Annotated in this window: 18 protein-coding genes and 1 tRNA gene; 11 read left to right on the forward strand and 8 right to left on the reverse strand. The window is 65.5% G+C overall.

Annotation, left to right across the window (positions count from 1 at the left end):
- Positions 1-16 precede the first annotated feature (16 nt).
- From BG457_RS04080 to BG457_RS04100, 5 genes are all read right to left on the reverse strand, one after another.
- Complete coding sequence (locus BG457_RS04080; RefSeq protein ID WP_071795719.1) at positions 17-502, reverse strand: RNA pyrophosphohydrolase; 486 nt, start codon at positions 500-502, stop codon at positions 17-19.
- A complete protein-coding gene (locus tag BG457_RS04085) occupies positions 502-1,830 on the reverse strand; it encodes a S41 family peptidase (protein ID WP_071795720.1) in 1,329 nt (442 codons plus the stop codon). Before BG457_RS04085 ends, BG457_RS04080 begins: the two co-directional genes overlap by 1 nt.
- Positions 1,831-1,900: 70 nt before the next feature.
- Entirely contained in the window at positions 1,901-2,998 is a 1,098-nt protein-coding gene (locus tag BG457_RS04090) for a murein hydrolase activator EnvC family protein (RefSeq protein WP_071795721.1), read from the reverse strand.
- Positions 2,998-4,512, reverse strand: coding sequence for a 2,3-bisphosphoglycerate-independent phosphoglycerate mutase (gene gpmI / locus BG457_RS04095; protein ID WP_071795722.1), 1,515 nt, complete (start codon positions 4,510-4,512; stop codon positions 2,998-3,000). The genes BG457_RS04090 and gpmI overlap by 1 nt, the downstream gene beginning before the upstream one ends.
- A gap of 80 nt (positions 4,513-4,592) precedes the next feature.
- Positions 4,593-5,831, reverse strand: a complete 1,239-nt coding sequence (locus BG457_RS04100; protein ID WP_071795723.1) for an argininosuccinate synthase — start codon at positions 5,829-5,831, stop codon at positions 4,593-4,595.
- Here BG457_RS04100 and BG457_RS04105 point away from each other — a divergent pair.
- Together BG457_RS04105 and ilvA are read left to right on the forward strand one after the other, a co-directional pair.
- The gene (locus tag BG457_RS04105) at positions 5,830-6,381 is read left to right on the forward strand and encodes an acyl-CoA thioesterase (RefSeq protein WP_084657456.1); all 552 of its coding nucleotides are present in this window, start codon (positions 5,830-5,832) and stop codon (positions 6,379-6,381) included. The two genes, BG457_RS04100 and BG457_RS04105, sit on opposite strands and share 2 nt — an antisense overlap.
- Entirely contained in the window at positions 6,378-7,625 is a 1,248-nt protein-coding gene (ilvA, locus tag BG457_RS04110; RefSeq protein ID WP_071796046.1) for a threonine ammonia-lyase IlvA, read from the forward strand. Before BG457_RS04105 ends, ilvA begins: the two co-directional genes overlap by 4 nt.
- A gap of 122 nt (positions 7,626-7,747) precedes the next feature.
- Here the strand turns inward: ilvA and BG457_RS04115 are convergent, their stop codons facing one another.
- Positions 7,748-8,107, reverse strand: coding sequence for an Hpt domain-containing protein (locus BG457_RS04115; protein ID WP_071795724.1), 360 nt, complete (start codon positions 8,105-8,107; stop codon positions 7,748-7,750).
- A 135-nt stretch (positions 8,108-8,242) separates the two neighbouring features.
- Between BG457_RS04115 and BG457_RS04120 the strand changes: the two genes are divergently transcribed.
- The 9 genes from BG457_RS04120 to BG457_RS04160 all read left to right on the forward strand — a co-directional run bounded on the left by BG457_RS04120 (position 8,243) and on the right by BG457_RS04160 (position 18,201).
- Positions 8,243-9,925 (forward strand): SpoIIE family protein phosphatase, encoded by a 1,683-nt coding sequence (locus BG457_RS04120; protein ID WP_139257540.1) that lies wholly within the window; start codon positions 8,243-8,245, stop codon positions 9,923-9,925.
- Between the two features lie 630 nt (positions 9,926-10,555).
- A complete protein-coding gene (gene hslO / locus BG457_RS04125) occupies positions 10,556-11,503 on the forward strand; it encodes an Hsp33 family molecular chaperone HslO (RefSeq protein WP_071795726.1) in 948 nt (315 codons plus the stop codon).
- Positions 11,493-12,092 (forward strand): CoA pyrophosphatase, encoded by a 600-nt coding sequence (locus tag BG457_RS04130; RefSeq protein WP_071796047.1) that lies wholly within the window; start codon positions 11,493-11,495, stop codon positions 12,090-12,092. Before hslO ends, BG457_RS04130 begins: the two co-directional genes overlap by 11 nt.
- Positions 12,089-13,222 (forward strand): CCA tRNA nucleotidyltransferase, encoded by a 1,134-nt coding sequence (locus BG457_RS04135; RefSeq protein WP_071795727.1) that lies wholly within the window; start codon positions 12,089-12,091, stop codon positions 13,220-13,222. The genes BG457_RS04130 and BG457_RS04135 overlap by 4 nt, the downstream gene beginning before the upstream one ends.
- 82 nt (positions 13,223-13,304) lie before the next feature.
- A complete protein-coding gene (locus tag BG457_RS04140; protein ID WP_071796048.1) occupies positions 13,305-15,155 on the forward strand; it encodes an ABC transporter ATP-binding protein in 1,851 nt (616 codons plus the stop codon).
- On the forward strand, positions 15,152-15,568 hold the full coding sequence (locus tag BG457_RS04145; RefSeq protein ID WP_071795728.1) for a VOC family protein: 417 nt from the start codon (positions 15,152-15,154) through the stop codon (positions 15,566-15,568). The genes BG457_RS04140 and BG457_RS04145 overlap by 4 nt, the downstream gene beginning before the upstream one ends.
- On the forward strand, positions 15,568-16,779 hold the full coding sequence (locus tag BG457_RS04150) for a class I SAM-dependent RNA methyltransferase (protein WP_071795729.1): 1,212 nt from the start codon (positions 15,568-15,570) through the stop codon (positions 16,777-16,779). Before BG457_RS04145 ends, BG457_RS04150 begins: the two co-directional genes overlap by 1 nt.
- Positions 16,780-16,817: 38 nt before the next feature.
- Positions 16,818-17,615: an ion transporter gene (locus BG457_RS04155; RefSeq protein ID WP_071795730.1), complete on the forward strand. Its 798-nt coding sequence runs from the start codon at positions 16,818-16,820 to the stop codon at positions 17,613-17,615.
- Positions 17,616-17,697: 82 nt separating this feature from the next.
- Positions 17,698-18,201, forward strand: a complete 504-nt coding sequence (locus BG457_RS04160; RefSeq protein ID WP_071795731.1) for a L,D-transpeptidase family protein — start codon at positions 17,698-17,700, stop codon at positions 18,199-18,201.
- A 7-nt stretch (positions 18,202-18,208) separates the two neighbouring features.
- On the opposite strand, the gene BG457_RS04165 is transcribed toward BG457_RS04160, so the two are convergent.
- Positions 18,209-18,295, reverse strand: a tRNA-Leu gene (locus BG457_RS04165).
- A gap of 102 nt (positions 18,296-18,397) precedes the next feature.
- Positions 18,398-18,766: a hypothetical protein gene (locus BG457_RS04170; protein ID WP_071795732.1), complete on the reverse strand. Its 369-nt coding sequence runs from the start codon at positions 18,764-18,766 to the stop codon at positions 18,398-18,400.
- Positions 18,767-18,841 lie beyond the last annotated feature (75 nt).

Here is an 18,841-nt window from a genome sequence, read left to right on the forward strand (position 1 = left end):
CAGCGAAAAGCGCGGATCAGGCCAGCCAGTCGCGGAACTGGTCAATCACCTCTGCGTAGGTCTGGCGCTTGAAGGGCACGATGGCGTCGAGCATCTCTGCCGCGCCGATCCAGCGCCATTCGGAAAATTCGGGATGTTCGGTGGCGAGATTGATCTGATCGTCGCCGCCCAGATAGCGCATCAGGAACCAGCGCTGTTTCTGGCCGCGAAAGCGCCCGCCCCAGATGGTCGGCACCATTTCGGGGGGCAGATCATAGGTCAGCCAGTCGGCGGTTTCCGCGAGCGGCGCGACCAGTGTGGGCGGGACCGAGATTTCCTCTTCCAGCTCGCGCAGCGCCGCAAGGCCGGGATTTTCGCCCGGATCAATGCCGCCTTGCGGCATTTGCCAGGCGGGGGTGGGGCTGTCGATGCGCTGGGCGGCGAAGATCAACCCTTCGGGGTTGATCATCATCACGCCCACGCAGGGGCGATAGGGCAGCATTGCCACCTGTTCCGGCGTCATCACTGGCCGTTCAGGGCCGACAGCCCGCGCAGGATGTCGAGCGCATAGGCCAGCTGGTAGTCATCCTTGCGCAGGCGGGCGACTTCCTCGGCCTTGCGGCGTTCCTCATCCATCTGGCGCTGTTCATCCTCGGACATGCCGCGATTGTCGAGCCGTCCGCGCAGGTCATTTTCCGAGCGTGAGGGGCGCGGCTCTTCATCGGCTTCTTCGATGGGCGCGCGGCGGGGTTGTTCCACCATGATATCGGGCGAGACGCCCAGCGCCTGAATCGAGCGGCCCGAGGGGGTGTAATAGAGCGAGGTGGTCAGCCGGATCGCGCCATCGCCGCGCAGCGGCATGACGGTCTGGACCGAGCCCTTGCCGAAGCTGCGGGTGCCGACGACTATCGCGCGGCGGTGATCCTGCAGCGCGCCTGCGACAATTTCAGAGGCCGAGGCCGAACCGCCATTGATCAGCACCACCAGCGGCAGCCCCTCGATCAGATCGCCCGGTTGCGCATTGAAACGCTCGCCCGCGCCTTCGTCGCGGCCACGGGTAGAGACGATCTCGCCGCGTTCGAGAAAGGCATCGCTGACGCGGATCGCCTGAGTCAGCAGCCCGCCGGGATTGTTGCGCAGATCGAGCACCACGCCGCCGAGATGCTCCAGCCCGCCCAGTTCTTCGATCGCGCCGTCCAGTTCTTCGCGCATCGTAGGATAGGTCTGTTCGTTAAAGGTGGTCAGGCGCAGCACGACGATATCGCCCTCGATCCGGGTGCGCACGGCCTGCAGCCGGATCGTGTCGCGGATGATCGAGAGGTCAAAGGGCTCTGCCGTGCCTTCGCGCACCACGGTGATGATGATCTCTGAGCCCACCGGGCCGCGCATCATGTCCACGGCCTGCGAAAGCGTCAGGCCCAGCACGGATTCGCCATCGACATGGGTGATCAGATCGCCGGGTTCAACACCTGCCTTGTCGGCAGGGGTGCCGTCCATGGGGGTGACGACCTTGATGAACCCGTCTTCCTGCGTCACCTCGATCCCCAGGCCCCCGAAAGAGCCGCGCGTCTGGGTGCGCATATCGTCGAAATCATCCGGGGCCATATAGCCCGAATGCGGGTCGAGCGACATCAGCATGCCGTTGATCGCGGCCTCGACCAGTTTGGCGGTATCGGGTTCGTCCACATATTGGCTGCGGATGCGCTCAAAGACTTCGCCGAACAGGTCGAGCTGCTCGTAGACCGAGGTCGCATTGCCGCGTTCCTGCGCCAGAAGCGGAGCGGCCACCTGCGTCGCCAGAATCGCGCCGCCCATGATCCCGCCGATTGCCGCCATCACGAATCTGTTCATTCCATCATCCTATTCTGGCCAGCCCCTAGCGCCTGCCCCGCCTGCGCATACCCTGTCCTGCCGGTGCCTGTCAGCCCCCAGTGAAGGCGAACCAGGACGCCGGGTCAATGGGGTTTCCGTTCTCGCGCAACTCAAAATAGAGTGTTTCACTGCGGATACCAGAGGCGCTCTCGGATTGCTGAGCGGCGGGCATGCTGCCCAGTGGCGCGCCTGCGGGCAGGATCTCGCCAGTCTCGACCAGAGTCGCGCCAAGGCCCGAGAGGACCATGAGAATGCCCTCTGCCGGTTCGAGAATGACGACCTGTCCATGCCCGGCCAGCGGGCCGGAATAGCGCACGGTCGCGGACCATGGCGCTGTGACCAGCGCCTTGGGGGCGGTGGCGAGGATCACGCCCTGCCGGGTGATCCCGGCGGCATCGGGCTGGTTGAACCCGTGCAGGAGCGTGGCGCGCACCGGCGAAGGCAGGCTGCCGCGCGCGTCGCGGAAACCGGCAGTGGGGGTGTCATGGCGCAGCGCGTCGCCCTGCTGCAATTCCTGCGCGAAATCGTCGAGCGTGGCGGCGTTGAGCGCGAGCATGGCGAGTTGCTCGGGGTCGTCGACCAGCCGTTTCGGCAAGGGGCCGCGATCAGAGATGGCTTGTGCCAGCGCGATGCGGGCCTCCTGCGCGGCGACAAGCCCCTGTTCGAGCGCGAGAAGCCCGAATTGCCGCGCGCGGCGCAGCGCGCGCAGATCGTCGAGCGCGTCGCGCAATTCGGCCACATCGCGGGCCAGTGCCGGGGTCACGTCGCCCAAAAGCATGGCCGCGCGGGCAGTGGCAAGCGCGCCTTCGGGATGGACAAGGGCCAGACTGTCATCGACGCGCTCGGTCGCCATGAGCACGCTGAGCAGCCGCGTCACGCGGGCGGCATCGGCGGAGAAGCGGCGGGTGAGCGTGGCCTCGCGCAGTTGCGCTTCGCGCAAGCCGTCGCGCAGCGAGACCAGCCCCTCCTCATAGGCCTGAATGGTCTGACTGAGGGCAGTGATCTGGTCGCGCCCGCCGGTCGCTTCCTGCATGGCTGCGGTCGCGGCCTCCAGCGCGCGGGCGGCGGTGGTGGCGCGTTCTGCCGGGTCGGCCTGCGCGGCGCTGGCCCAGATCAGGCAGGCGGCAAGGGCAAGCCCGCGCCGCATCAGCGCTCGATCAGGCTTTGGCCCGTCATCTCGGGCGGGGGTTCAAGCCCCATCAGCGCGAGCACCGTGGGCGCGATATCGGCCAGACGGCCATCGCGCAGACGCGCGCCCTCTGGCCCGCCGATCAGCACCACCGGCACCGGGTTGAGCGTATGCGCGGTATGGGCGCCGCCGGTGTCGGGGTCGATCATGGTTTCGCAATTGCCGTGATCGGCGGTGAGCAGCATCGCGCCGCCCTGCCCTTTGAGCGCCTCAAGGGCGGCGCCAAGCTGGGCATCGACGGCTTCATTCGCGCGGCAGGCGGCGGCGAGATCGCCGGTATGGCCCACCATATCGGGATTGGCGAAATTGACCACGATCAGGTCATAGCGGGCATTGATCACCTCAACGAGTTTCGCGCCCACCTCGGCGGCGGCCATTTCCGGGGCCAGATCATAGGTCGCGACCTTGGGGCTTTGCGGCATATGGCGGTCCTCGCCGGGTTCCGGGTCTTCCTTGCCGCCATTGAGGAAGAAGGTCACATGCGGGTATTTCTCGGTTTCGGCCAGCCGGAACTGGCGCAGGCCCTGCTGCGCCACCCATGCGCCCAGCGTGTTGGCGATGGCGCGTTTGGGAAAGACGGTGGCCATGAAGGCGTTATGGGCATCGGAATATTCGACCATGCCCAGAAGCGCGGACCATGCCGGGGGCTGGCCGCGGTCAAAACCGTTGAAACTCGGCGCTCCAAGGGCGGCGAGGATTTCGCGGGCGCGGTCGGCGCGGAAATTGAGGCAGAAGAACCCGTCGCCGGGCTTGGCGCCGGTATAGCCGTTGATGACTGTGGGGGCGATGAATTCATCGCTTTCATTGCGGGCATAGGCGGCGGCGACGGCCTCGGCCCCGGAGGCTGCGCGCGCGCCTTCGGCGCGGATGATGGCGCTATAGGCGCGCTCGATCCGGTCCCAGCGATTGTCGCGATCCATCGCCCAGTAGCGCCCGATCACGGTGCCGATGCGGATCCGCTCGCTCAGATGGCTGCCCAGATCGCGCAGGAACTGATCGGCGCATTTCGGGGCGACATCGCGCCCGTCGGTGATGGCATGGATCACGACCGGGATGTTCCGCGCGCCGAGCGCGGCGATGGTGGCTTTCAAATGTTCAACATGGCCATGCACGCCGCCATCGGAAACCACTGAGAAAACATGGGCCGTGCCCTTGGTCGCTTGCAGTTTTTCAACAAACGACTGGATGGCGGGGGTGGTGGCGAAAGAGCCGTCCTCGATCGCGAGATCGATCTGGCCCAGATCCATCGCGACCACGCGACCGGCGCCGATATTGGTATGGCCCACTTCGGAATTGCCCATCTGGCCCGAGGGCAGACCCGCATCGGGACCATGGGTGATCAGCGTCGCATTGGGACAGTCGCGCATCACCCGGTCGAAATTGGGGGTCGCGGCCTGGGCCACGGCATTGCCTTCACGCGCGGGCGAGAGGCCCCAGCCATCGAGGATGCACAGGACAACGGGACTGGTCATGGCGGGCCCTTTCTGTGGCGGGGGGCCAGAGGCGCGGTCGCCTCCGGCGGGAGTATTTGGGGCAAGAAAATGCCTGTGGCTTAGCCCTTGACCCGGCGGTTGCGGGCGGCGAGCAGTTTCAGGCGCAGCGCGTTGAGCTGGATGAAGCCTGCGGCGTCTTTCTGATCGTAAGCGCCTGCATCTTCCTCAAACGTGACATGGGCTTCCGAATAGAGACTGTGATCCGACCAGCGCCCGATGGTGCGCACATGGCCCTTGTAGAGTTTCAGCCGCACAGTGCCGGTGACATGTTCCTGGCTCTTGTCGATCAGGGCCTGCAGCATCTCGCGTTCGGGCGAGAACCAGAAGCCGTTATAGATGAGTTCGGCATAGCGCGGCATGATCGAATCCTTCAGATGGCCAGCGCCCGAATCGAGCGTGATCTGTTCGATACCACGATGGGCCTCCAGCAGGATTGTCCCGCCCGGTGTTTCATAGATTCCGCGCGATTTCATGCCGACGAAGCGGTTCTCGACGAAATCGAGCCGCCCGATGCCGTGTTTGCGACCATACTCGTTAAGCGCGGTGAGGATGGTGGCGGGGGACATGGGCTCGCCATTGATCGCGGTGGCGTCGCCCTTCTCGAAGCTGATTTCGATGATTTCGGGCTGGTCGGGCGCGTCTTCGGGATGGACGGTGCGCTGGAAGACGTAATCGGGCGCGTCATCGGCGGGGTTTTCCAGCACCTTGCCCTCGGATGAGGTGTGAAGCAGGTTCGCATCGACTGAGAACGGCGCTTCGCCGCGCTTGTCCTTGGCGATGGGGATCTGATTGGCCTCGGCGAATTCCAGAAGCCGGGTGCGCGAGGTCAGATCCCATTCGCGCCAGGGCGCGATCACCTTGATTTCGGGGTTGAGCGCATAGGCGGAAAGTTCGAACCGGACCTGATCATTGCCCTTGCCGGTGGCGCCATGGGCCACGGCATCGGCGCCGGTCGCCTCTGCAATCTCGACCAGACGCTTGGAGATCAGCGGGCGGGCGATCGAGGTGCCGAGCAGGTAGAGCCCTTCATAGACCGCATTGGCGCGGAACATCGGAAAGACGAAATCGCGCACGAATTCCTCGCGCAGATCCTCGATGAAGATGTTTTCCGCCGGAATCCCCAGCATCAGCGCCTTCTCGCGCGCGGGCTCCAGTTCTTCGCCCTGCCCCAGATCGGCGGTGAAGGTCACGACCTCGCAGTCATATTCGGTCTTGAGCCATTTGAGGATGATCGAGGTGTCAAGCCCGCCGGAATAGGCAAGCACGACTTTCTTCGGGGCGCGTTTGGTGGCGGACATGGGGACTCCGGGGTTGAATGGCTCTGTTGCGCTCTCGTCTATTGCGTTCATGGTGCTGCTGCAAGGGCCGCGGGGCTATGCGCGGGGCCGGGATGTGCTAAGGCTGGGGCAAAAGCGGAGGGATGCGATGCAAGAGGCGCTGGAACTGGGACGGGGGGTAATCCATCCGTGGCATCTGGATCATTTCGGACATATGAATGTGCGCCATTACGCGCCGTTTTTCGATGATGCGGTCTATCACATCTGGGCGCGGATGGGGCTGGGCTATGCGATGATGCAGGAAGTGCATGGGCTGCATATGGTGACAGCCGAGGCGCGCACGAGTTTCGTGAAGGAACTGACAGCGGGGGATCTGGTGGTGATCACCGGGGCGGTGGCGCGGATCGGGACGAAAAGCTGCACGCTTGGCTTCTCGATGCGCCATGCCGAGAGCGGCGCGGAACATGCGCGCTATGAGGTGGTGGAAGTGATGTTCGACCCGGCCACGCGGCGCGCGGCGCCCATGCCCAGTGCGATCCGGGCGCGGCTGGCGCAATGGGTGCAGGCGTGAGCGGGTTTGTCGAGGCCGCGCAGGCAGCGGAAGCCGCGCTGCGGGAATTGTTCCCGCCGACGCCCCTGTTGCGCAATGACCATCTGTCAGAGCGGTTCGGGGCGGATATCTGGCTGAAGCGCGAGGATCTGAGCCCGGTGCGCAGCTACAAGATCCGCGGGGCCTTCAGCGCGATGCGCAAGCGGCTGGAGGCGCATCCCGAAAGCCGCCATTTCGTCTGCGCGAGTGCGGGCAATCACGCGCAGGGCGTGGCCTTTGCCTGTCGTCATTTCGGCATGCGCGGCACGATCTTCATGCCGGTGACGACGCCGCAGCAGAAGATCATGAAAACCCGCAGCTTTGGCGGCGAGATGGTCGAGATCCGGCTGGTGGGGGATATTTTCGACCAGTCGCTGGCGGCGGCGCAGGGGTTCTGCGCCGAAGAGGGGGCGCATTTCCTGTCGCCCTTTGACGATGCCGATGTGATCGAGGGGCAGGCCAGTGTCGCGGTCGAGATGCTGGCGCAACTGGGGCGCGCGCCGGATATGGTGATTCTGCCCGTGGGCGGGGGCGGGCTGAGTGCAGGCGTCACGCGCTATCTGCGCGAGACCGGTGCCGCGCGCGCGCTGCGCTATGTCGAGCCTGCCGGGGGCGCGAGCCTGCAGGCGGCGCTGGCGGCGGGGGCGCCGGTGACGCTGAGCGGGCTGGACAGTTTCGTGGACGGGGCCTCGGTCGCGCGGATCGGGGGGCTGACCTTCGCCGAATTGCGCGATGTGGACCCGGCGCATCTGCTGATCGCGCCGGAGAACCGGATCTGCGTGACCATGCTGGAGATGCTGAATGTCGAGGGCATCGTGCTGGAACCGGCGGGCGCGCTGTCGGTCGATGTGCTGCCCAATCTGGCGGATCAGGTCGCGGGCCGGACAGTGGTCTGCGTCACCTCGGGCGGGAATTTCGATTTCGAGCGCCTGCCCGAGGTCAAGGAACGCGCGATGCGCCATCAGGGGACCAAGAAATACCTGATGCTGCGCCTGCCGCAGCGACCGGGGGCCTTGCGCGATTTTCTGGAAACGCTGGGGCCGGAGGATGATATCGCGCGGTTTGAATATCTGAAAAAGACCGCGCGCAATTTCGGCACGGTCCTGATCGGGATCGAGACCGCGCGGCCGGAGAATTTCGAAACCCTGTTTGCGCGGATCGCGGCGACCGGATTCACCTTTACCGATATCACCGATGACGATGTGATCGCGGGTTTCGTGATCTGAGCGCGGGCGCGCGCGGGCCTATAGCGGGTTGCATTCATTGGCATTCATGCGCCCCGCTATAACTTACTGTGGTCGCATGTTTTGATGCGCAAAACCGGAGACCAGTTTTGCGCGGGCATGCTCTATCCGGCCATGCGCATGCGCCAGTCGCGGGCGAAGACAGCGCAGGTCCGGGGCAGAAGCAGCGCCAGCTGTGCTTTTTCTTCGCTGCAGTCGCGCCCTTCGGTGGCGCGCTGTTCGCCCGTTGCGCAAAGCGCCGCGATCTCGTCAAATCCGAGATTGAGCGCCGCCCCCTTGAGAAAGTGAAATTCGTCGCGCAGGGCTTTCGAATCCTCGGTGGCCAGAAGCCGCTCCTGCGCCTGCCCGACCTCTTCGAGGAAGATTTCCACCACTTCGGCAATGCCGTCTTCGCCGAAATCCTCGTAAAGTTCCGCCAGTCGCGCCCAGTTGATCATGTTCCATTCCGTCACTGTGGTGTGCATCACGCTAGCCGGGATGCGCTAACCAAGCCTTAGCATCATTCGTCAAAGAGTATCAGATTTTATTCTTTCACCGAACCTTAATTCCGGACTACGATAACCAGGTGAGCGGCTGCAGGCTGGAAACGGGTTGAGCATGTGCGACAGGAAATGAAGGAACAGGCGCTTTCGCGCCAGCCTGAGCGGCGCGCGCTGATCGTGGATGACAGCCGCGCGCAGCGGATCATCTTCGCGCGGCATTTGCAGAAATGGGGCTACCAGACCGAGGAAGCGGGCACCGGGCTGGAAGCGCTGGAGCGCTGCGCGACCACACATTTCGATCTGATCCTGTCGGACTGGATCATGCCCGGCATGGACGGGCTGGAATTCTGCAGTGCCTTTCGGTCCCTGACGCGCGCGCAATACAGTTACTTCATTCTGCTGACCTCGAAGAATGACAAGGATGCGGTGGCCGAGGGGCTGGATGTCGGGGCCGATGATTTCCTCTCGAAGCCGGTCTCGCCAGCGGAATTGCGCGCGCGGATCAATGCAGGCGAACGGCTGCTGGCGATGGAGCGCGAGGTACGCACGGCCCGCGGCCAGCTTGTCGCCGCGGTCGAGGCGCTGGATGATGCCTTTGTCTATTACGATGCCGAGGATCGTCTGGTGCTGGCCAATGACCGGTTTCGCGAACTCTATCCGCTGAGCGCGCCGGCGCTGGTCGAGGGGGCCTGCTATGAGGATATCCTGCGCTACGGGCTCGCGCAGGGCCAATATCCGGAGGCGCGCGGGCGCGAGGAAGCCTGGCTGCGCGAAAGGTTGAGCATGCCGCTGGCCCATGCGCGCACCCGCCAGAAACTGGAAGACGGGCGCGTTTTGCAGATCGTCGAGCGCAGCACCGCCGATGGCGGCCGGGTCAGCCTGCGGGTGGATGTGACCGAATTGCATGCCGCGCACGACGCCGCGCGCCGGGCCGAAGCGCAGGCGCGCCGCCAGAACGAGGAATTGCGCGCGGCGCTGGAGGAGTTGCAGAAGCTCTATGACGCGCTGGACCGCGATCTGATGCAGGCGCGCCGCCTGCAGCAATCGCTGATCCGCAAGCGCCATCATGATTATTCCGGCAGCCGCCTGTCGCTCTTGCTGCAATCCTCGGGCCATGTCGGCGGGGATATGGTGGGAACTTTTGCCATCGACGAGGCGCGGATCGGGATCTATGCGATCGATGTCGCGGGGCATGGGGTCGCCGCCGCGATGCTGGGGGCGCGGATCGCGGGGCTGTTCACCGGCGGCGACCGCAACCAGAATATCGCGCTGAGCCGCGACCCGGCCACGGGCATGACCAAAGCCTTGCCGCCGCATGTGGTGGCCAGCCGGATCAATGCGCTGATGCTCGATGAGTTCGAGACTGAAACCTATCTGACCATCGCCTATGCCGATCTCGACCTGCGCTCGGGCGTGGTGAAGCTGGTGCAGGCGGGCCACCCTCACCCCGCGCTGCAACGCGCGGATGGGCAGGTCGAGTTTCTGGGCGAAGGGGGTCTGCCCATCGGGCTGATCCCGCAGGCGGATTATGCCACCATCGAGACGCAGCTGATGCCCGGCGACCGGCTGCTGCTCTATTCGGACGGGATCACCGAATGCGCCAATCTGGCGGGCGAGGAATATGGCGAAGAGGGGCTGGAGCGCACCCTGCGCAAGCTCGCGCGGATTCAGGGGGCGGAATTTCTGGACGCGCTGAAATGGGAGCTGACCACATGGTCGGGAAAGGAAGAGTTTGACGATGATGTCTCGGGGGCCTTGCTGGAATATCTGCATGCCGCCGAGGCCCCTGCCGGACGCTAGGGGGCGGGCACGAGCGAAGACGCGCGCAAGAGGCTGAGCGCCGCCCCGGCGGGTGAGGGTCCGGGACCAGAGGGGGTTGGCGCGCGTGGGGGCGGTTGGTTCGATGGGGCCTCCGCCGGTCTTCCCGGCCACGGCGCGTTGCCGCGCGCGGGGGCAGCGGGTTGGCGGGGCCTGCGTCGGCCTTCTGCTCCCGGCGCATCGACGCGCGCGGGGGCGGTTGCCTGCGCGACGCTGCGCTGAGCGCCAAGCTGGGGCTTATCGGTCGGGGAGATGCTGTGCCCTGGCCCTGCGCTGCGCCCATTTCCGCGGCGGAGTGGAGCGGGAATCGCGGGTCAGTCCAGGAGGCTGCTGCCGCTTGACCCTGCGTCGCCCATGCTTCCGGGCGCGGTTTCACCGGGCGGGGGGGGGAATGCGTCGGATGGGCATTCCACTGCGTGCTGTGGTGCCGGGCCGGGCGGCTTGCGCTCTGGCTCTCGGTTGCGCGCTTTTTTGGCGGGATCGGGGGCCGTGCCCCCTATCGGCGGGCCTTGCCCGGCACGGCGCGGGCGCTTCGCGCTTGGCGGCTCGGCGCGAATGCCTATATGAGGGGCCGATGACGGCGGCGGCGCCGCGACCTGCAAGGGGAATGAGATGAGTTTTGGCGGACAGATCGCCTGGGATGACACTGTGCTGCCGTTCCAGCTGGACCATAGTGATATTCGCGGGCGCGTCGCGCGGCTGGACACCGCGCTGGAGCGGGTGCTGATGCGCCATGACTATCCGCCGGTGATCGAGGCGCTGGTGGCCGAGGCCGCGCTGCTGACCGCGATGATCGGGCAGACGATCAAGCTGCGCTGGAAGCTGTCGATTCAGGTGCGCGGCGATGGGCCGGCGCGGCTGATCGCCACGGATTATTACGCTCCCGAGACCGAGGGCGCGCCCGCACGTATCCGGGCCTATGCGAGTTTCGACAAGGACCGGCTGGATCTGAACGGGCCAGGATTTCCGCAGATCGGCAATGGGTATTTCGCAATCCTGATCGATCAGGGCCCGGATATGACGCCCTATCAGGGGATCACGCCGATTGCCGGGCGCTCGCTCTCGGATTGTGCCGAAGCCTATTTCGCGCAATCCGAGCAATTGCCGACGCGGTTTGCGCTGAGTTTCGGGCGGGCCACCCTGCCCGGCCAGCCGGAGAAATGGCGCGCGGGTGGGGTGATGGTGCAGCATATGCCGCAAGCCTCGGGGGCCACACCACGCGAGCGTGAGGCGATCAGCGAGGACTGGAACCGGGCTAATCTGCTGTTGGATACGGTCGAGGAGCTGGAGCTGATCGGGCCGAAGGTGCAGCCGCCGGATCTGCTGTTCCGGTTGTTTCATGAGGAAGCGCCGCGGGTCTATGATCCGCAGGCGGTGCATTTCGGCTGTTCCTGCTCTGAGGACAAGGTGCGCCAGAGCCTGTCGATCTATTCGGCCAAGGATATCCGATCCATGACCACGCCCGAGGGCACGGTCACGGCGGATTGCCAGTTCTGCGGGGCGCATTATGTGATGGACCCGGCCTCGCTGGGGTTTGAGGCGGGTGGTGATGGCGCCTGATCCGCTGGAGGCACTGCGCGCGGGGCTTGCGCGCGGGGCGCGGCCCTCAAGCGATTACGACCTGAACCCCGGCACGGTTCTGCCCGAGGGGCGCATCTTGCGTCCGGCGGCGGTGCTGGTGGGGGTGTCGCGGGTCGCGGGCGAGACGCGGGTGGTGCTGACCAAGCGCGCCTCGCATCTGCGGCACCATCCGGGGCAGATCGCCTTTCCGGGGGGGCGGCAGGATGCGGGCGATCCTGATCTGGTGGCGACGGCGCTGCGCGAAGCCGAGGAAGAGATCGGCCTGCCCGGTGATGCGGTTGAGATCCTTGGCGCCCTGCCCCCGCATGAGACGGTCACGGGCTATCAGGTGACGCCGGTTCTGGCCGAGATTACCCGCGATTTCACCCCGCGCGCCGATCCGGGCGAAGTGGCAGAGGTTTTTGCGGCGCCGCTGGCGCATCTGCTGGATCCGCGTCAGTTCCGGGTCGAGCGGCGGATCTGGCGGGGGACATGGCGGAATTACTATGTCGTGCCCTATGGGCCTTATTACATCTGGGGGGCGACGGCGCGGATTTTGCGCGGGCTCGCGGATCGGGTGGGGTCATGAGGATCACGGCGGATTGGCTGGCGGAGCCCGGCACGCAGACGGTGCTGGGGCTGCTGTCGGATGCGGGGCATCAGGCGCTGGTCGTGGGGGGCTGCGTGCGCAATGCGCTGATGGGGCTGGCGGTCACGGATATTGATATCGCGACCGATGCGCGGCCCGAGCGGGTGGTGGCGCTGGCCGAAGCTGCGGGGCTGCGCGCGGTGCCGACGGGGATCGAGCATGGCACGGTGACGCTGGTGGTCGGTGGTGAGGGGTTCGAGGTCACGACCTTCCGCGCCGATCTCGACACGGATGGGCGGCGCGCGACGGTGGCGTTCTCGACCGATCTGGCCGAGGATGCGGCGCGGCGGGATTTCACCATGAACGCGCTTTATGCGCGGGCGGATGGGGTGGTGCTTGACCCGCTGGGCGGGCTGAACGATCTGCAGGCGCGGCGGGTGCGGTTTGTCGGCGATGCGGACCAGCGGATCCGTGAGGATTACCTGCGCATCCTGCGGTTTTTCCGCTTTCATGCGCAATATGGCGACCCGGAGGCGGGGCTGGATGCGGGAGCACTGGCGGCCTGTGCGGCAGGTGCGGAGGGGATGGCGCGGCTCTCGGCGGAACGGATCGGGGCGGAGATGCGCAAGCTTCTGTCGGCGCGTGATCCGGCACCTGCGGTCGCCGCGATGGCGCAGGCGGGGGTTCTGGCGCAGGTTTTGCCGGGGGCAGATCCGCACGCGCTGCCGGTGCTGGTGCATCTGGAAGACGGGCTTGCGCCGCGCTTTCTGCGGCGGCTTCTGGTGCTGGGGGGCGAGATCGCCCGGTTGCGGCTGACGCGGGTCGAGGCGCGGGGGCTGGACAAGGCGCGCGCCGCGCTGGAGACGCTGCAGCCTGCGGCGGAACTGGGCTACCGGCTGGGGCAGGATCTGGCTGCGGATGTGGTGCTGGCGCGGGCGGCGCTGTTCGAGACGCCCCTGCGCGCGGGCTGGCAGGTCGAGATTGCGCGCGGCGCGCAGGCACGGTTCCCGCTGCGGGCGCGCGATCTGCCGGGGCTGGAAGGGCCTGCGCTGGGGGCAAGGCTGAAAGAGGCAGAGGCGCGCTGGATCGCGTCGGATTTCCGCCTGGACCGGGCGGCGCTGCTGGGCTGACTGGCCTTCCGCCCTGCCCGCGCCTATATCTGGCGCAGGATCGGGGGTGCGCGTGCTGCAGAAAACCACAGAGACCAAGGAGATGAAACCCGGCGCAGCGCAGCGGCTGGCGGGGTTGATTGATGCGTTCCAGCCTGCGCAGACTGAGCCGCCGCGCAGCCTGTGGGCCTTTATCCTGTGGGCGGTCAGCGGGGCCTGGCCGGTGTTGCTGGTCGCGGGGGTCATCTCGGCGGTTGTGGGCACGACCGAGGTGATCTCGGCGCTGCTCCTGGGGTTGATCATTGATGCGGCGGTGGAAACCGGGCCTGCGGAGTTTATCGCCACGCATCTGTGGCTGATCCTGGGGTTTGTGGTGTTTTTCGTGGTCCTGCGGCCCTTGGCCTTTGGCCTGTCGTCAGCCGCGAATACGATCGTGGTGCAGCCCAATATCTATGTGCTGGTGCAATCGCGGCTGAACCGCTGGACGCTGGGCCAGCCGGTCACGTTTTTTGACAATGATTTCGCGGGGCGTATTGCGCAGAAACAGGTGCAGACGGCGCGCGCGCTGACCGAAGTTGCCAATGAGACGATCAACACCATGGCCTTTGCGCTGGCCTCGATTCTGGGCTCGGTCGTGTTGCTGCTGACGATTGACAGCCGGATCGCGCTGGCGCTGGGGGTCTGGATGGTGTTTTATTTCGGGCTGATCCGGTATTTCCTGCCGCAGGTGCGCAAGACCTCGGGCGCGCGGGCGGGGGCACGGGCGCAGGTCAGCGGGCAGGTTGTCGATACGATCACCAATATCAAGACGGTGAAGCTGTTTGCCCATGCCGCATTCGAGGATCGCGCGGCGCTGAATGCGATGGGGGTGTTTCGCGACCGCGCGGTGGAGTTCGGCGCGGTGCAGGCCTCGTTCCGCTTCTGGCTGATGCTCTGTGCGGGGGTCTTGCCGGTGCTGTTGATCGGGGGGACGCTGTGGCTGTGGACGCTGGGACAGGCAACGCCCGGCGCGATTGCGGCGGCGGGCGCGGTGGCGATCCGCATTGCGCAGATGACCGGCTGGGTCAGTTTCGTGCTGATGGGGATTTACGGCAATCTGGGCGAGGTCGAGGACGGGATGAAAACCCTCACCAAACCGGTGGATCTGCGCGATGCGGATGGCGCGCGCGATCTGGGGCGGGTGCGCGGGGATGTGCGCTTCGAGGGCGTGGATTTCGCCTATGGGCGGCAGGCGGGCGGGGTTGAAGGGCTGAACCTGAGCATCGCGCCGGGCGAGAAGATCGGGATCGTGGGAGCCTCTGGCGCTGGGAAATCGACGCTCGTGGCGCTGCTACTCCGGCTCTATGATGTCGAGGCCGGGCGGATCACGCTGGACGGGGTGGATCTGCGCGAGGTGACGCAGGAAAGCCTGCGGCGCAATATCGCCATGGTCACGCAGGAAACGGCGATGTTCAACCGCTCGGCCTATGAGAATATCCGCTACGGGCGGCCCGATGCCACGCGGGCCGAGGTCGAGGCCGCCGCGAAGGCGGCAGAGGCGCATGAGTTCATCCTTGGCCTGCAGGATCATGAGGGGCGGCGCGGCTATGAGGCGCATCTGGGCGAACGCGGGGTGCGGCTCTCGGGCGGGCAGCGCCAGCGGATCGCGCTGGCGCGGGCATTCCTGAAGGATGCGCCGATTCTGGTGCTGGACGAGGCGACATCGGCGCTGGATTCCGAGGTGGAAGCGGCGGTGCAGGCAGCCCTTGAGCCGCTGATGACAGGCAAGACAGTGCTGGCGATTGCGCATCGCTTGTCGACGATTGCGCAGCTTGACCGGATCATCGTGCTTGACGAGGGCCATATCATCGAGCAGGGCACGCATGACGAATTGCTGGCCGGGGGGGGCACCTATGCCCGGTTCTGGGCGCGGCAATCGGGCGGGTTTCTGGGCTATGATGCGGAAGAGGCATGAGCGAATTTGACACGATTGCGGCGGATGCGTTTGGCCGGTCGCTGCGCGGGCTGGGGGTCAATCTGCTATGCCGCGATGTGGCGGCGATGGCGGGGTTTCTGCGCGAGGTCTTCGGGCTGCAGCTGCACCGGCTGAGTGCGGATTTCGCCATTGTCCAGCATGGCGAGATGGTCTTTCAGTTGCATTCGGACGGGACTTTCGGCGCGCATCCTTTGCTGGGGCTGGTGCCGGAAGCCGCCCCGCGCGGGGGTGGGACGCAGTTCTATCTGTTCGGGATCGACCCGGATGCGGCTGTTGCGCGCGCCGAGCCTGACACGGTGCTGGAAGCGCCGCGCGACAAGCCGCATGGGCTGCGCGAGGCCACGATCCTGTCGCCCGATGGCTATGCGTTCTCGCCCGCGCGGGCGCTGTGATGGAAGTCACGATCACGCGGCTGGGCCATCAGGGCGATGGTATTGCCGAAGGGCCGGTTTTCGTGCCGCGCGCGCTGCCGGGTGAGGTGGTGGCGGGCGAGGTGGTCGCGGGGCGGATGGAGGCGGCGCGGATCGTGACGCCCTCGGTGCTGCGGGTGAAACCGCCCTGCCCGCATTACCGCACCTGCGGCGGCTGTGCGCTGCAGCATGCGCGGGCCGATTTCGTGGCCGAATGGAAAGAGGGCGTGATCCGGCAGGCGCTGGCCGCGCAGGGGATCGAGGCCGCGTTTCGCACCGCCCATATCTCTGCCTTGGGCACGCGCAGGCGGGCGGGGTTTTCCGGGCGGCGGCTGAAAAAGGGCGCGCTGGTGGGGTTTCATGCGCGCGGGTCGGATGTGATCACGGCGGTGCCGGACTGTCTGATCCTGCATCCTGATCTGATCGCGGGTCTACCGCTTTTGGAAGATCTGACCGCGCGCTTCGGGTCGCGCAAGACCGCGCTGGGGCTGGCGCTGACTGCTTCCGAGGCGGGGCTGGATCTGGCGGTCTCGGGCGGGAAGCCACTGGACGGGGCGTTGCGGGCCGAACTGGGCGCATGGGCGGGCCAGTCGGGGCTGGCGCGGCTGGCCTGGGAGGGTGAAGTGATTGCCCAAGCACGCCCGCCGCTGCAGCGGATCGGGCCTGCGCTGGTGATGCCGCCGCCGGGCGCATTCCTGCAGGCGACGAAAGATGCCGAGGCCGCCTTGCAGGCGGCGGTTGCAGAGGCTGTGGGCGATGCCGGGCGGATTGTGGATCTGTTTGCGGGCTGCGGGACATTCGCGCTGCCGCTCGCCCAACGCGCGGAAGTGCATGCGGTCGAAGGCGATGGCGCGATGCTTGCGGCGCTGGATCAGGGCTGGCGGGGGGCGCAGGGGGTGAAGCGGGTGAGCCATGAGGCGCGCGATCTCTTCCGCAACCCGGTCCTGCCCGAAGATCTGGCACGGTTTGACGCCGCCGTGATCGACCCGCCGCGCGCGGGCGCGGAAGCGCAATCCGCCGCGCTTGCGGGGTCGGGTATCGGGCGGATCGCGGCCGTGTCGTGCAATCCGGTGACATTCGCGCGTGATGCGAAAACGCTCATTCAGGGCGGTTTCCGGCTGGACTGGGTGCAGATGGTCGATCAATTTCGGTTCTCGCCGCATGTGGAGCTTGCAGCGCGGTTCACGAGATAGCATATCGCGCGGGCAGGACGCCAAATCAGGGAGTGATCATGCTCAGCCGCGAAAGAACCGCCGCCTTTCTGGATCAATCATGGGTGCGCAATGGCATTATCGGGGTGATCCTGTTCAATGCGGTGCTCCTGGGGATGGAGACCTCGGGGACGATCATGGCTGTGGCGGGGCCGCTGATCATCGCGCTGGATACGCTCTGCCTGTCGATTTTCGTGCTGGAACTGGCGCTGAAATTCCATGCCCAGCGCGGGCAGTTCTGGCGCTCGGGCTGGAATGTGTTTGATTTCCTGATCGTGGGGATTTCGCTGATGCCCGGCGCGCAGACATTCAGCGTGTTGCGCGCGCTGCGGATCCTGCGGCTGTTGCGCGTGGTTTCGGTCAGCCCCAATCTGCGCCGCGTGGTTGAGGGGTTCATCAAGGCGCTGCCGGGGATGGGCTCGGTCTTTCTGCTGATGGGGATGCTGTTCTATATCGGCGCGGTGATGGCGACGAAGCTTTTTTCCGGCAGTTTCCCCGAATGGTTCGGGGATCTGGGCAATTCGGCCTATTCGCTGTTCCAGATCATGACGCTGGAGAGCTGGTCAATGGGGATCGTGCGCCCGGTGATGGAGGTCTATCCCTATGCCTGGGCGTTTTTCGTGCCCTTCATCATGGTCACGACATTTGCGGTGGTGAACCTGCTCGTGGGTCTGATCGTCAATTCGATGCAGGATGCGCATGCTGCCGAGAGCAATCAGGCGACCTCGGATTACCGCGATGAGGTGCTGAAACGGCTTGCTTCCATCGAGGCGCGACTGGCGGCGGAGAAGGAAAAAGAGACCACGCCTGCGGAATGACAGCTTCGTGAGTGCCCCAGCAAATGCTTGGCAGAATCGCGGCAATGCGGCATTGTCTTTGAAAAAAATCAGAGGCAGTGACATGGGTTTCTTCCGCGTTTTTGTCGCAGTGATGCTGGTTGGCATACTGGCATCCTGTGGCAAACCCCCGAGCAAGTTCCGCAGCTATCATGGCCCCGAAGTCACCCAGATCGTGGTGAACAAGGGCGAGCGGCGGATGTATCTTCTTCACCACCACCGGGTGCTGCGCAGCTTCAACGTGCAGCTTGGCGGCAACCCGGTCGGTCACAAGCAGCGCGAAGGCGACCGGCGCACGCCCGAGGGTGATTACATCATCGACCGGCGCAACCCCAATTCCGCCTTCCATCTGTCGATCGGGCTGGACTATCCCAATGAGATGGACCGCGAATATGCCGAGATGAATGGCTGGAAGCCGGGGGGGGATATCTTCATCCATGGGCAGGGGCCGCGTTTCCAACGGGTGCGGGGCGACTGGACCGAGGGCTGCATCGCGGTGACGGACCGGGAGATGGAGGATATCTATGCGATGGTGCGCGACGGCACGCCGATACGGATCAATCCCTGATCTGCGCTGGTGGCCGCTGTGGGAATCGAACCCACACGCCCTTGCGAGCAACGGATTTTAAGTCCGGTCTGTCTACCAGTTCCAGCAAGCGGCCACGCGCCCCGGTCTAGACCGGGGTGTGTGGGGCTTCAAGACGGGAAATGCGGTCTGGGGGGAGTTGGGCGAGAGTGGGGGGCGGTTCTGCGGGACTTTCCGGTCAGTCGTTCTGAGCGAACCGTCCCTGCTCATCAGGCCATGTCCAGATACTCTCGTCTGCGAGTATCGCCGCTACGACCGCTTCAGCGCGCTCTTGAGATGTCGGGCCTTCTCCAAGCGCCATGTAGTCGGCTTCGACGTTCACGAGGTATCTGACGACCTGACTGCGGGATTCGCCTCTCCTTAGCTGAGAGGCGGCAGAAATCAGGTATCTGTCGTATTCGTCGGCGAACGCACTGTTTGCGTCGTCGCTCCATCGCCCGGAAAAAGGTCCGTCGGACGACAGCAGACCTATTGGATCCCAGAGGGTCCAGCCGATGTCGCGGAGCTTCGATAACTTAAGTCGAGGATGCGGGCGCGCTACTGTCATCAAAGCCCCATGAAGCCAAACAACCCCACAAGTCTATGAGAGCCCTGGACCGTCCGCAATGCACTCTTCGCGTCA

The sequence above is a fragment of the Natronohydrobacter thiooxidans genome, assembly GCF_001884735.1.
Lineage (GTDB): Bacteria > Pseudomonadota > Alphaproteobacteria > Rhodobacterales > Rhodobacteraceae > Roseinatronobacter > Roseinatronobacter thiooxidans_A.